The organism is Labilibaculum sp. K2S (assembly GCF_030372765.1).
Taxonomy (GTDB): domain Bacteria; phylum Bacteroidota; class Bacteroidia; order Bacteroidales; family Marinifilaceae; genus Labilibaculum.
The window spans coordinates 669,681-684,114 of record NZ_JAUCMW010000001.1 but is presented as its reverse complement, the minus strand read 5'-3'; the positions used below and the strand labels follow the sequence as shown (position 1 = coordinate 684,114).

Annotated in this window: 8 protein-coding genes and 1 tRNA gene; 4 read left to right on the top strand and 5 right to left on the bottom strand. The window is 35.5% G+C overall.

Annotation, left to right across the window (positions count from 1 at the left end):
- Positions 1–39: 39 nt before the first annotated feature.
- Positions 40–594, bottom strand: coding sequence for a GNAT family N-acetyltransferase (locus QUH73_RS02620; protein WP_289528924.1), 555 nt, complete (start codon positions 592–594; stop codon positions 40–42).
- A gap of 990 nt (positions 595–1,584) precedes the next feature.
- Between QUH73_RS02620 and QUH73_RS02615 the strand changes: the two genes are divergently transcribed.
- From QUH73_RS02615 to QUH73_RS02605, 3 genes are all read left to right on the top strand, one after another.
- Positions 1,585–1,863, top strand: coding sequence for a hypothetical protein (locus QUH73_RS02615; RefSeq protein ID WP_289528923.1), 279 nt, complete (start codon positions 1,585–1,587; stop codon positions 1,861–1,863).
- A 395-nt stretch (positions 1,864–2,258) separates the two neighbouring features.
- Positions 2,259–6,779 (top strand): glutamate synthase large subunit, encoded by a 4,521-nt coding sequence (gltB, locus tag QUH73_RS02610; protein ID WP_289528922.1) that lies wholly within the window; start codon positions 2,259–2,261, stop codon positions 6,777–6,779.
- An 80-nt stretch (positions 6,780–6,859) separates the two neighbouring features.
- The gene (locus QUH73_RS02605) at positions 6,860–8,281 is read left to right on the top strand and encodes a glutamate synthase subunit beta (protein WP_289528921.1); all 1,422 of its coding nucleotides are present in this window, start codon (positions 6,860–6,862) and stop codon (positions 8,279–8,281) included.
- A 298-nt stretch (positions 8,282–8,579) separates the two neighbouring features.
- Here QUH73_RS02605 and QUH73_RS02600 read toward each other — a convergent pair whose 3' ends face one another.
- Positions 8,580–10,022, bottom strand: coding sequence for a hypothetical protein (locus QUH73_RS02600; RefSeq protein WP_289528920.1), 1,443 nt, complete (start codon positions 10,020–10,022; stop codon positions 8,580–8,582).
- A gap of 789 nt (positions 10,023–10,811) precedes the next feature.
- On the opposite strand from QUH73_RS02600, the gene QUH73_RS02595 reads away from it, so the two are divergent.
- Entirely contained in the window at positions 10,812–11,315 is a 504-nt protein-coding gene (locus tag QUH73_RS02595) for a DUF6155 family protein (protein ID WP_289528919.1), read from the top strand.
- A gap of 163 nt (positions 11,316–11,478) precedes the next feature.
- On the opposite strand, the gene QUH73_RS02590 is transcribed toward QUH73_RS02595, so the two are convergent.
- The 3 genes from QUH73_RS02590 to nhaA all read right to left on the bottom strand — a co-directional run bounded on the left by QUH73_RS02590 (position 11,479) and on the right by nhaA (position 14,203).
- Entirely contained in the window at positions 11,479–12,435 is a 957-nt protein-coding gene (locus tag QUH73_RS02590; protein WP_289528918.1) for an NAD(P)H-dependent flavin oxidoreductase, read from the bottom strand.
- 110 nt (positions 12,436–12,545) lie between these two features.
- A tRNA-Leu gene (locus tag QUH73_RS02585) sits at positions 12,546–12,627 on the bottom strand.
- Positions 12,628–12,868: 241 nt separating this feature from the next.
- Positions 12,869–14,203, bottom strand: coding sequence for a Na+/H+ antiporter NhaA (nhaA, locus tag QUH73_RS02580; RefSeq protein WP_289528917.1), 1,335 nt, complete (start codon positions 14,201–14,203; stop codon positions 12,869–12,871).
- Between the last annotated feature and the right edge of the window lie 231 nt (positions 14,204–14,434).

Genomic DNA, 14,434 nt, shown 5'->3' with positions numbered 1-14,434 from the left:
GTTAATAAATTGATGAAATTGCTTTACTTCTCAGAATAATTATTTCTTATCCTTTCTATTGGGATCATACAGCATACCCGTGCACAAACACATTTTTCGATTGGTTCGTTGAAGTATGTCGTAATTCACACAACTGCCGCATCCTTTCCAAAATGTGTCGTCTGTAGTTAGCTCCGAAAAGGTAACTGGTCTGTATCCTAATTCTGAATTGATTTTCATTACAGGAAGACTGGTGGTGAGTCCAAATATTTTGGCTTCAGGGTAACGTTTTCTGGATAGCTCGAATGCTTTAGCTTTAATCATTTTAGCTAAACCTACAGCTCTGTAATCAGGATCAACAATTAGCCCCGAATTAGCTACATACTTGCCATGTTCCCAAGTTTCTATATAACAGAAACCAATAACTTTATCCTGATCAAAGGCAATGACAGCCTTTCCTTCCTGAATTTTTTGTACAATGTACAAAGCTTCTCTTTTAGCAATTCCTGTACCGCGAATTTTCGCAGCACTCTCAATCATATCACAAATTTCCTGGGCATATTCGTAATGCCTTAAACCTGCTATAATGACACTTAATTTTTGCTCAATTTCCATTGAAGTATTTATCATTTTATTCCAAATAATCTAAATTTCCCAAAAAAGTGCTACTGCGGTTAAGCACAACCACCTGTTATTTAATTCCACAAAAAAATCCGCTCTTGCGGTCTGGTTGTTTTGTTCTCGAAAACAGCGTCTTCGAAAGTCTAAGGAGTTGAAAAAATCCATTTTTTTATTTTTTAGTTATACAAAAAAAAGCTTACCGTCCGAAAACAGTAAGCTTACTAATTATGATATTTCAATTACAGAAATAGCAAGCTCATCCGTTCCCCCTGGGTAACAGTTACTACGCAAATGGCGTCGACTTTGTGTATAGATGATTTGCTTCATTTCTATTTGTGATTATATAGTTTCAAAAAAAAGGCTTACCGATAAAAACGGTAAGCCTTTTATATATTGCTGTTAATCATTGATTACAAGACAATACGACATCAACCGCTTTTCCTAAAGGAGCGCTCTGTCTTCGTCGTTGTATGTTGTAAAATAAAATCATTTGATGTTTTTTTTCTATTGTTTCAAATTCAAAAAAAATGCTTCCCGATATGGAAAGCTTGGAAAATTAATATGCCCGAGCTTATGCCTTACCGTTTGGATAAAGATCTAATAAAGCGTCGTCGGATAGTTTGTAAATTTTCCATACCTTTTTTTATTTGTTGCCTACAAAGATAAATGCAAAAAATAGTAATATCCTAATAAAACCATCTTTTTTTTAGTGCATCCTTATTTAAAACCTTTGCGGAGATATTTCATTGTAATTTTATTGAAACACCATCTATAATCAGCACTCGTCTTCCAGAAATTGCATTTTCTTTATAATGATGACTTATACAATTCAATCAAATAATTTAAACGAAATCACATCTTTTAGTCTAAAAAATAGCGCATTATAGTTTTTTAACAGTTATAAATTCATTTTTTTAATAACCATTTATACATTGCGCCGTAAAACTGCATTAGTATCTAAATTTAAAAAGATTTGAAATTATCATGGGGTTAAAAAAAATTGTTGGATTTGTGTTGTTGGGCCTAGCTGTTGTTACTTTCTTCCTTTATCTCTCCTTACCTTTTATTCTGGCAGGTTCTAGTAAAATTATTTTGTTAACGGCCTCCGTTTACCTTTTAAATAAAGTTTTCTTTTATTCTTCGATTTATATTTTAGGGAAACAATTCATTTCCAAATTTGGAAGATATTTACCCAAATGGATTGAAAGACGATTATTAAAATTATTAAAAGTTCAACCTGTTGTTGAAACAAATAATCAATAGTCTTGTATCATTAGAAAGTAAACATAAATCTAAAAAGACAATTCCTTCACTTTCTGTTCGGACAAATGGCTCCTGTTTTTGTAAATGCCTGAATATCATGCAAACCTTTGCAGTGATAATTATCATGTTTTTTTCACCTCTCAAACGTTTTCGTTAAGTTGCTTAACAATAACAATTGCATATCTAGATTTAATTTTATTATATTTGTCCAACGGATTAGACAAGCAAAAAATTGATCACCTCCATCTTTGGGTGTTTCTTATAATTAAGGCAACGACTCTCGGATTTATAAAAGTCGTTACTAAATGATATAGAATGGGGATTTCTATACATTTCTTAATGTCCTTAAGTTTAAAAGATAAAATCATTTCCTGGCTTCGCACTAAAAATTGCCTATGCGAAACCTTAGACCAAAACAGCAGGGTCTTTACGACCCTCAGAACGAACATGACAATTGTGGGATTGGCTTTGTAGCCAACATTAAAGGAAAAAAATCTTTCGAGATTATTACCCGTGGACTGGAGGTGCTTTGCAATATGGAACACCGTGGAGCACGTGGTGCTGATAATGTAAGTGGTGATGGTGCCGGTATTTTAATGCAATTGCCTCACAATTTCTACAAAAAAATTGGAATCAAGCTTCCTTTAGCAGGAAGATACGGTACCGGTTTAATTTTCTTACCAAAAGACGAAACCGAAGAAAAGTTCTGTCTTGAAGTTCTTATTCAGATTCTGGAGGAAGAAGGATTGGAATTTCTTCAATTACGTGATGTCCCAACGGACACCAATGCAATTGGTGAAATTGCAAGACAGTCGGAACCAGTAATCAAACAAATCTTTGTTGGTGGAAATTACGAACAGGATGAATTGGAACGACGACTCTATTTAGCTAGAAAACAAGCTGAAAGTTATATTCGCGCAACTAAAATGAAGGAAAAGGAGATGTTTTACATTCCTAGTCTTTCGTCTAAAGTTTTGGTATATAAAGGAATGTTTGCAAGCGACCAATTGGGGAAATATTATAGTGATCTTCAGGATTCCCGCATGGAAAGCGCTATTGCAATGGTTCACTCACGTTTTAGTACCAACACATTCCCTTCCTGGGATTTGGCTCAGCCATTTCGTATTGTGGCCCACAATGGTGAAATCAATACAATAAAAGGAAACCGTTTGTGGATGCAAGCGCGTGAATCTCTTTTGAAATCAGAAATGTTCGGTGATGACATCAAAAAACTATTCCCGGTTGTTGAACCAAACAAGAGTGATTCTGCATCTTTCGATAATGTGCTTGAATTTTTATTCTTGACTGGTAGAAGTTTACCTCATGCTTTAAGTATGATGGTACCAGAATCATGGAATGAAAAAAATCCTATCCCTGATAGTTTAAAAGCATTTTACGAATATCATTCCACTTTTATGGAGCCTTGGGATGGTCCTGCTTCGTTAGTGTTTTCTGATGGCCGTTATATTGGTGGAACATTGGATAGGAACGGACTGCGCCCTTCCCGTTATGTAATTACTCAGGATGACATGATTGTAATGGGTTCTGAAGTTGGTATTCAACAATTTAAGCCAGAAGAGATTAAAGAAAAGGGACGACTAAGACCAGGTAAGCTATTGCTTGTTGATACTCAGCTTGGAATCATCATTCCTGACCAAGAAGTAAAGTCTCAACTAACTTATCGTAACCCTTATCAAAACTGGCTAAAAGAGAATCGTTTGGATTTGAAGGCTATTCCTGTAGAAAAACGGGTTCCTTCAGATATTGGAGATCATTTTGACATTTGTCAGAAGACATTTAACTATTGCAAGGAAGATTTTGAAAGAGTTCTTCTTCCAATGGCAACGGGTGCACAAGAGCCTGTAGGATCAATGGGTAACGATGCTCCGATACCTGTATTGTCGCCAAAACCACAGTTGTTTTTCAATTATTTCCGTCAATTATTTGCCCAGGTAACCAATCCTCCTATTGATTCAATTCGAGAGAATTTGGTGATGGATTTGACCAATTATATAGGATCAGTTCAGAAAAATCTATTGGATGAAACAGCTCAGCATTGTAAATTAATTCGATTCAAAAGTCCGTTGATTACTAATACTGACCTTGGCAAGATAAAGAAACTTAAGCATGAAGAGTTCAGACATCAATCCATTGATATGCTGTTTAAAGCATCTCAAAATGGCGCTGGCTTGGAAAGTGCTCTGGATTCTATTTGTCTGTTAGCGGAAAAGGCTGTTGATGAACAGAAAAATTACATTATCCTTACGGATCGGAATATGTCCGAATCAATGGCTCCAATTCCTGTTCTTTTAGCTGTAGCAGCGGTTCATCATCATCTTATAAAGAAGAGAAAGAGGATGCAGATTGGTCTTGTTGTGGAAACAGGTGAGGCTCGTGAAGTAAATCATATTGCCTTACTGATCGCATATGGAGCTAGTGTAATTAATCCATACATGAGTTATGCGGTTATTGACAAGTTGGTAAAAGATGGAAGAATCAGTCTTGAATATAAAACGGCTCGTAAAAACTACATCAAAGCCGTTGATAAGGGACTGCTAAAGGTGATGTCTAAAATGGGAATATCAACCATCGGCAGTTATCTTGGTGCCCAAATTTACGAGGCTTTAGGAGTAAGTAAAGATGTTGTAGACAAATACTTCACAGGTACAATTTCCAGAATTGAGGGAATTGGATTAAAAGAGATTTCAGAAGAAATTCTTTGTCATCACAAGAAAGCTTATTCAGAAGAGGATCCTTTCGATAATCAGGATTTGCTTACCAATAATGGAAATATTCATTACAGAAAAAATGGTGAGCCTCATAGCTGGAACCCTGAAACAATAGGATTGCTGCAATGGGCAACCCGAACAAATGATTTCAAAAAATTTAAGGAATACAGCACAATTGTAAATAAAGAAACTGCTTCACCCAATTTTCTAAGAGGCTTCTTTGATTATAAAAAGAATCCTATTGATATCAGTGAAGTAGAACCTGTTGAAAACATCATGAAAAGATTTTGTACTGGTGCCATGTCTTATGGTTCCATTTCAAAAGAAGCTCATGAAGCTCTGGCTATTGCAATGAATAAAATTGGTGGCAGAAGTAATACTGGTGAAGGTGGGGAAAGTTCTAAACGCTTTTATTCAAGTGCAAGAAGTTCAATTAAACAAATTGCTTCGGGTCGATTTGGTGTAAATGCTGAATATCTTGTAAATGCTGATGAATTGCAAATTAAGGTAGCCCAAGGTGCAAAACCAGGAGAAGGAGGTCAATTGCCTGGATTTAAGGTTGATAATATCATAGCTAAGCTTAGAAATTCAACTCCGGGAATTACACTGATCTCTCCGCCTCCACATCATGATATTTATTCAATTGAAGATTTAGCACAATTAATTTTCGATCTGAAAAATATAAATCCAACAGCTTGTGTAAGTGTAAAGTTGGTTTCAGAAAATGGTGTTGGAACTGTTGCTGCGGGTGTTGCCAAAGCAAATGCTGATCTTATTGTGATTGCAGGTTGTGAAGGTGGAACAGGTGCAAGTCCGTTGAGTTCAATTAAACATACAGGATTACCTGTTGAACTTGGATTGGCTGAGGCACAGCAAACACTTGTAATGAACGACTTGCGTGGTCGAATAAAATTACAAACCGATGGACAATTAAAAACTGGCAGGGATATAATTTCAATGGCCTTGCTTGGAGCTGAAGAGTTTGGATTTGCCACAAGTGCCTTAGTTGTACTAGGCTGTGTAATGATGCGTAAATGTCACCTAAACACATGTCCTGTTGGAATCGCAACTCAAAACAAGGAGCTTAGAGAAAAATTCCTTGGTCGTTCAGAATGGTTGGTAAACTATTTCACTTTTCTGGGAGAGGAGTGTCGAGAATTGATGGCTGAACTTGGAATTCGAAAATTTGATGATTTGGTAGGTCGATCTGATTTATTGGAAAAACGCAAAAACATCGATAATTGGAAAGCCAAAACAGTTTGTATCGACAACCTGATTCACCTTCCAAAAACTGATGGACACACAATATGTGGTGTAAACGCTAAAATAAAATCCATTGGCGAGGTTCTCGATCATGAGTTGATTAAACAATCTGCGAAAGCATTAAATGATGGTGAAAAAGTTTGGATTGATCAGAAAATAAACAATACAGACAGAACTACAGGTGCCATGCTTTCGGGTAAAGTTGCATTAATGAAACCAAAAAGAGTTTTAGACGAGGATACAATTCATTGCATATTTAGAGGATCTGCAGGGCAAAGTTTTGGAGCTTTTCTTGAACAAGGAATTACTTTCCGTTTGGTTGGTGACTCTAATGATTATTTCGGAAAAGGCTTGTCGGGAGGAAAACTGGTTGTTTATCCTTCGGAGAAAAGCAAATTTAAACCTGAAGAACAAATTATTATTGGAAATACTGCACTTTATGGTGCAACCAGCGGATCAGCATATATAAGAGGAATGGCGGGAGAACGTTTTTGTGTTCGTAATTCCGGTGGAATAGCTGTTGTTGAAGGTGTTGGTGATCATGGTTGTGAATACATGACCGGAGGTAGAGTTGTAATTCTAGGTAAAACAGGTAGAAACTTTGCGGCTGGTATGAGTGGAGGAATTGCTTATGTCCTTAATATGGAAGGACGATTGGATTATTTTTGCAACAAAAGTCTTGTTTCCCTTGAACCGGTTGAGAATATGCAAGATGTTCATGAGCTTCAAGGAATGATCCACGAACATTTGTTATTAACACAGAGTAGTGTCGCTTCTAAAGTACTTACTCATTGGGAAGAATATCTACCACATTTTGTGAAAGTTATTCCTTATGAGTATAAAAAAGTTCTTGAGGAGAAAAAACTGAAGAAGATTCACCGAAAATTAAAAGCGGCTCAATCACAAACAGAAGTTCACGAGTAATTAAATTTTAAGGAAAGGTGGAAAGATAATTCGATCCTTTCCTTTAATTACTACACTATTCATTAACAAACAGAACGAATATGGGAAATCCGAAAGGTTTTTTAGAAATAAAAAGAAAAGAAGCCGGCTACCGTCCGGTAAGAGATAGAATTGGAGATTTTGGAGAGGTTGAACAAACATTGAATCTTGATGACAGAATAGATCAAGCAGCCAGATGTATGGATTGCGGTGTTCCTTTCTGTCACTGGGCCTGTCCAACAGCCAGCAAAATTCCCGAATGGCAGGATGCAGTTTACAGAGAAAATTGGGAGGAAGCAAGTCAAATTTTGCATTCAACGAACAGCTTTCCTGAATTTACCGGTAGAATTTGTCCGGCTCCATGCGAGAAATCTTGTGTGCTGGCATTGCAGAATTCACCGGTAACTATCCGTGAAAATGAGGCTGCTGTTATTGAAAAAGCTTTTGAGTACGGCTATATCAAAGCTCGGCCTCCTAAAAAGCGTACTGGTAAAAGGATCGCTGTAATTGGGTCAGGACCAGCAGGATTATCTGTTGCAGATCTGCTAAACAGAGCTGGTCATAATGTGACTGTATTTGAAAAAGATGATGCGATTGGCGGATTGCTTCGTTATGGAATCCCTGATTTTAAATTGGATAAAGGCGTTATTGATCGACGTTTGGAACTTTTTATTGAAGAAGGTATCGAATTTAAAACCAATCAGTATGTAGGAGGAAATGTTTCATTTACAGAATTGGAAGCGGAATATGATGCCATTTGCCTGGCAATTGGTGCCATGAAACCCCGCGATTTGCCAATTAAAGGCCGTGAACTGGAAGGTGTACATTTTGCAATGGATTTTCTCAAACAACAAAATAAACTGATACGTGGAGATGAATTCACCAAACAGGAAAGGATATCTGCTAAAGGTAAAAACGTTGTTGTTATTGGTGGTGGCGATACTGGTTCCGATTGTGTTGGGACTTCAATCCGTCAAAAGGCAAAATCTGTTTTGCAGATAGAATTATTGCCAAAACCGCCTGAAGAAAGAAAAGAGACCAACCCTTGGCCTTACTGGCCTGAAACGCTGAGAACTTCCAGTTCTCACCTTGAAGGTTGTGAGAGAAGATGGTCGCTTAGTTCTAAAGAGATTATTGGAGAAGACGGAAAAGTGAACAGGCTTACCATTACACAAATTGAATGGACTAAAGATGAAAAAGGTCAGTTCAAAATGAATGAAGTTCCTGGTACTGAAGAAACTATTGATGCTGATTTAATATTATTAGCTATGGGATTTGTTCATCCTGTGCATGAGGGATTAGTTAATGAATTAGGACTTGAATTAGATGGCAGAGGAAATATTAAAACTGATGCGAAAGGTCAAACTTCAAATTCGAAAATCTTCTGCTCAGGCGATGCAACATCCGGTGCAAGCCTGGTTGTTCGTGCATTGGATCATGGACGCAAAACAGCTCGCGCAATTCACAAATACTTAGGAGTTTAAAAAATGCAATAGTTACACTAAACATAGGCAGTTAAGTGGTTAGAACCGATAGTTTAATCTCGACAAAGATAGCTGTCGGTTCTTTGTATATAAACAAATAAGGAATGCTCAAAATGAACATTCCTTATCTTGCTCTTAATAAAATCCAATTCACTTCCGCAATTTACAACCACACAAATTACGAATACTTTCCAGATTTTATCATTATTAAAGTTGACTCAACCTTTAAAACAAAATCAACTTAAAATTTTTAGAATTAGCTGTCTTTAGAAATATAAAGACAGCTAAAATATTTTAATTATGGATTTAAACTGGAATTAGTTTGATCTACTGTTGCACTATTTCCAATACCATACTGCATTACTACACTTGAATGTCCATAACCTGACTGATATACATCAGCAGTATTGTCGGATCCATCCTGTGAAATTCCAGAATAATTGTAATCTCCAACTTGAGTAACAATTGCAAAATTATTGTCCCCGTTGTATTGAAGAACAACAGATTCGTTTAATTCACCATCCTGAAAAACATCAGCAACAGAATTTGTTACATTTTCTTGTAGGATACCTGAATAGTTACCAAAACCAGATTGTTCAATAGTTGCAAGGTTTCCACCGCCACCAAACTGATAAGTTTCGGTATAATTCATTGTTCCATCCTGCAATACAGAAATAGTATTGTTCTCACCACCAACTTGTTCTGTATATGAATAATTTCCATTACCAATTTGGTAAACTTCTGCCAGATTTCCTTCGCCACGAATTTGTTTCATCATTACAGTATTTCCATCACCTGCCTGCTCTGCGTACGCTTCGTTATCAAAACCTTTTATTTGAATAGCAGTGGCTTTATTGGAATCACCGTTTTGAACTAAACCGGCCCAATTAGATTCTCCCTTAATTTGTTTAATAGAAGCATCATTAGCATAACCAATCTGTGCGATACCAGCATAGTTATCCTCTCCTTTTACTTGTGTAATTTTACCGTAGTTCCAGTCTCCTAACTGACCAACATAAGCACGATTCATAACGCCGCCATACTGATTTACTACTGCAGTATTACTATTCTGATATTGTTCAACTTCGATAGAATTGCCTTCGCCACCCATTTGAGTTGTAAATGCCCAATTATCTTCACCTTCTTGTGTAACGTAAGAAGAATTACCAATTCCATTAGCCTGATATACATCGGCTAAATTGAACGATCCTGTTTGAATAACACCAGCCCAATTGCTATCATTACCATATTGACGTATTCTTGCTTGATTTGCAAAACCATCTTGAATAATGCCGGCAAAATCACGATAACCATTAGCCTGATCAACTTTAGCCCAATTAGAATCTCCAAATTGATTTATTAAAGCTTCTGACCAGAAATTGTTCACTTGCTCAACATACGAGATATTAAAATTACCATCTTGAAGTACATTTGTAATATCCCACACACTACTTTGATATACCGAAGAGAAATTCAGGAATCCGTATTGCTCAACGTAAGCTTCTACCCAAACACTATTAATCTGATCAATAAAAGAAGAATTCAAATCACCTAACTGAGTAGCTGAAGCAATATTTAATTCTCCAGATTGATTGATTTGACTGTAATTCCAAAGACCTACCTGATCAACTGTTGCTTCTTGATCTGTTCCAAATTGTTGTATTTCAGAAACATTTTGTTGAGCAAAAGATACACCTGTAGTAAGAACTACAGCGACCATAATTAACATTAATTTTTTCATTGTTGAATTTTTTAAGGTTTAAATGAATATTTCGATGAAGTTATTTATTGAATAAATATGGTTGTGGCTTGAAAATATTCAAAACTTCATCAGGTTTATATAGTTTATTTTTAATTAATTAACACAAAAAGCAAATGGTTGCGTTCCTGCTTCCAATTGCATACAATCCAATTAATTGATGGCATCTTTCCACCCAATAAGCTTTTTTCTGGCATATTGGAAATACTAAGAATAGCAGTTGCTAAAGGAAAAATTGAAGAACATGCTGTTTTGTCTCTTTGAATTAGAGATAGCATTATATGATATATATGAATACCACAATTCACAAGGAATAATATCAAAAAATTATGTACGCGATTCACAGTCTTACTTTAAGGTTCATTAAAAATGTTAAATAGAAATAGACACTTCTTACTGGTATTGGGACAAATTATTATTTTAAAATTATAAAATCATAATTATATACCTTCCCTCTCCCTAATCAACAAAATAAATTTACTGAAGTCATATTACATGATCTAAGACTTTTACATGAACTGATCTATAATGACAATCAATACTCATATTTAATAGATTAAAAAATAAAACCCTTTACAATTAGTTCGTTATTATTAACTTAAATTAAACAAGAATTTTCAATTTAAAATATTCATCATAAACGTCAATTGAGATTTTTTAAATAATTGCTCTGCATGAGAAAGTGATAAAACTTCTGTACCACCTATAAAAGGGATAATTTTATTAGTAAATTTACATTTCGGCATTAACTTTCAATTTTCAGTAAAATACATGAGCAAAAAAGACTTAAAAGAATACCTTCAACAACTGAATAAAAAGCAGCTTCAGGAGCAAATTACCGATCTTTATACCAGATTTAAAGATGTTAAGGAGTTTTATGATTTCGTATTTAATCCTCAGGAAAATAAATTGATGGAAGAATGTAAGTTCAAAATTTCGAAAGAATATTTTCCTGTATCAAGCCGTAAAGCAAAAATGAGACGTTCTGTAGCTCAAAAATTCATTCGCCACTTTAAAAAGCTTGGAGTGGAACCAAGCTTAATTGCTGATATAATGCTTTATCAGATTGAAATAGCAATCACATATACTTCTGAAAAATACGTTAAGCAGGAAGCCTTTTATAAAAGCATGCTTAAATCGTTTGCCGAGGCTGTAACATATATCAACGAAAATGGGATTAGAAATGATTTTAACGATCGTCTAATTCGAATAACAGATGATGTGGCAGAACAGAATTGGATTGGTTGGCGGGGATTCGAAAAACTTATAAAATGATCTATTTTGATCGTGAAGAAATTACTTGCATACTCCATTAAGGATTTTCGGCAACCTCTTTTCGTTAGAATTTTTAATTAGACATTCATGCAATTATTGCAACTACAAGCAACACCACAATACCAATTCACTAAATAATTCTTTACTTGTAAGCAGGAAAAGGTTAATTATCAGCTTGTATTAAGTCAGATAAAACATCTTTAACAGCGCGAATGCCTTTAACACTTTCAATGCTTGGACCTGCGCACCATACATTCTGATAACTTGCTTTAAATGCAGATTTTTTCACTTTACTCATTCCTTGCCATGCGAGTATAAATTTTGCATATTTTTTTAGGAATGAACTTTTACTGATTAACCATTCCCAAATGTTTGCTTTAGTTCCAATTCTCTGTACGTATGCAGTATTGATTACTGTGAGCGCCGAACCGGTTAACTTTGTAGATTTTACAATATCTTTTGATCCATACTGAATCATAGCCTGCTTGTACTCCTTTGAAACATCAGATTCGTGAGTGGCAATAAAAATAGTACCAACAGAAACACCGGATGCCCCCCACTCAATCATTTGTTTCACATCCAAATTATTACAAATTCCGCCAGCAGAAACAATTGGTAAGTTTGTAGACTGAAGTAATTGAGAAATTAATTCCTTTGCGGGTAAATGGCCACAGTGTCCGCCAGCCTGCGTGTTGACAGCAATAATAGCATCCGCTCCCAACTGCTCCACTTTTTGAGCATATCTCGCATCGGTAACATCACAAAAAACTTTAATTCCTAAAGGTTTACACGATGTAATAACATCTTTAGGATTCCCCAAGGAGGTAATTATAAAATCCACTTTAAGATCGAGCAAAGTCTTTAATTGAGATTTATATTTAAGATTGGATTTATTCACGATTAAATTAAAACCAAATGGTTTTGATGTCGCCTTCCTGATTTCTAATATGGCCTCGTGCAATTCCTTTTCTGTTCGGTAATTAAGAGCAGGAATGGCTGCCGTACAGCCACAACTCAGAGCCGCAATAGCCATTTTGGTGTTGGATATTAAAAACATCGGAGCCAGCAGTATTGAATGTTCAATTCTCAGAAGTTGACTTAAAGTGCATCGTTGCTTCATAATAAAATAATTGGTTTGAAGAAGATACAAAAAACTGATCCAAGAAAATCCAGAATTGAACATTTAGATTAGAGCAAAAAAAAGACCGACACTTTCGTATCGATCTTTTGTGCGGATGAAGGGACTCGAACCCCCACGCCTCTCGGCACTAGATCCTAAGTCTAGCGCGGCTACCAATTACGCCACATCCGCGTTTCATTTGATTGCGATGCAAAGATGGGGATTTTTTCTTATCCTCCAAATCTTTTTGTAAGAAAAATATCACTACAACTCTTTATTGATAGGCATCACAGGACTAAACCTTCTGAATTCCAAGTTCATCGCATTTTTAAAATAAAATAAAATTTTATGAATACTAAAGCAATTCACTGAAAGAAGAAGGCCGAAACATACGCTTCGACCTTCTGTGAATTAATTAAATGATGAAAAACATTTATTTCGTTGACTGATTGCTAAACATTTTTAGGATAATAAACCCTATTAAGCCTGACATAACTGAGGCTATTAGCACGGCAATTTTTGCTTGATTTAAAATTAATGGATCAGAAAAGGCAAGTTGTGAAACAAAGAAGGACATTGTAAAACCAATTCCTCCCAGAAAACCAATTCCAAGAATTTGTAACCAATAAATTTTTTGAGGTTTCTGAGCGATGCCCATTTGTACGCCTAAATAGGAAAACAGAAAAATGCCCAGCGGTTTCCCCAGAAACAAACCTAAAATTATACCCAGGGATATAGGATCAAAAACTTTACTCATTAAATCTCCATTTACAATTACGCCTGCATTGGAAAAGGCAAATAAGGGAACTATTAAATAAGCAACCCACGGATGAAATAAATGCTCCAACCTCTGTAATGGCGATATTACCTCAGCACAATTAGCTTTTATAGCAGTAATTGAGGCTTGTATGTTTTTCTCCTTGCTTAACTTTTTATGCTTTGTAAGAGTATATCCAAGCTTTTTCAAGAGAGTTGTGTTGGATCTAATGAATTCAGAAACATTTCGGTTCGCTCCGGCCGGTATTGTAAAGGCCAATAAAATACCAGCTAAAGTTGCATGTACACCCGATTTTAAAAGGGCAAACCAAAGCAACACTCCAAGAAATAAAAAAACCGGTAGACTTCTAACTTTCAATAAATTAAGACTCCATAAAACAGCATATATACCACCGCCGTAAAGAAGATAAACCCAATCTATTTCACTGGTATAATAAAGAGCAATTACAATTACTGCACCTATGTCATCAACAATTGCAATAGATGTTAACAGGAGCTTAAGTGAAGTAGGAATCCTTTTACCAAGAAGAAGTAATATTCCCAAGGCGAAGGCAATATCCGTTGCCATAGGGATCCCCCAGCCTGATGCTCCTAATCCTGTTTGATTTAAACTAAAGTATACTAATGCAGGCACCAACATACCTCCAATTGCTGCAAAAATAGGTAAGCTTGCTTTTTTTACCGACGATAAACCTCCTGTAAGCAATTCTCTTTTTATTTCTAATCCAACTACAAAGAAGAAAATCGCCATTAAGCCGTCATTAATCCAGTGCAAAAGGCTCTTACTTAATTCCCAATCACCAAAACTAATACCGAAATATTGTTTCCAGTAAGATAAAAAGGATTCGCCAAATACGGAATTAGTCAGCGCCATGGCAAGAATGGTAAAAAACATCAATACAATTCCTCCAAATGCTTCCAACCTTACAAATTCAACTAGAGGATTCTTATTTTTATCAAATATTCTTTTTTCCTTCAAAAATTGTATCATCATTTATTTTTTATTCTCACTCAGCATCAATCCTTACACTACAACTAATAATTAATTAAACACTAAGCATTTATTTGGTTTAATATCCTGCGAAAATAGGCCTGAAAAGAGAATTGAGCAATAGGGGAATCCCTACTTCGGAATAAGAATTACAATAAAACAAGATACATGGATTCATGCCGATGTTGATTATCTGCATGAATATTTATTGGAATAGATACACTTTTGGAA

Excerpts from the sequence above, each read along its gene's own strand:
- QUH73_RS02600 (WP_289528920.1), bottom strand. The coding sequence starts at position 10,022 with ATGAAAAAATTAATGTTAATTATGGTCGCTGTAGTTCTTACTACAGGT.
- gltB (WP_289528922.1), top strand. The coding sequence starts at position 2,259 with ATGCGAAACCTTAGACCAAAACAGCAGGGTCTTTACGACCCTCAGAAC.
- QUH73_RS02605 (WP_289528921.1), top strand. The coding sequence starts at position 6,860 with ATGGGAAATCCGAAAGGTTTTTTAGAAATAAAAAGAAAAGAAGCCGGC.
- QUH73_RS02590 (WP_289528918.1), bottom strand. The coding sequence starts at position 12,435 with ATGAAGCAACGATGCACTTTAAGTCAACTTCTGAGAATTGAACATTCA.
- QUH73_RS02595 (WP_289528919.1), top strand. The coding sequence starts at position 10,812 with ATGAGCAAAAAAGACTTAAAAGAATACCTTCAACAACTGAATAAAAAG.
- QUH73_RS02620 (WP_289528924.1), bottom strand. The coding sequence starts at position 594 with ATGGAAATTGAGCAAAAATTAAGTGTCATTATAGCAGGTTTAAGGCAT.
- nhaA (WP_289528917.1), bottom strand. The coding sequence starts at position 14,203 with ATGATACAATTTTTGAAGGAAAAAAGAATATTTGATAAAAATAAGAAT.
- QUH73_RS02615 (WP_289528923.1), top strand. The coding sequence starts at position 1,585 with ATGGGGTTAAAAAAAATTGTTGGATTTGTGTTGTTGGGCCTAGCTGTT.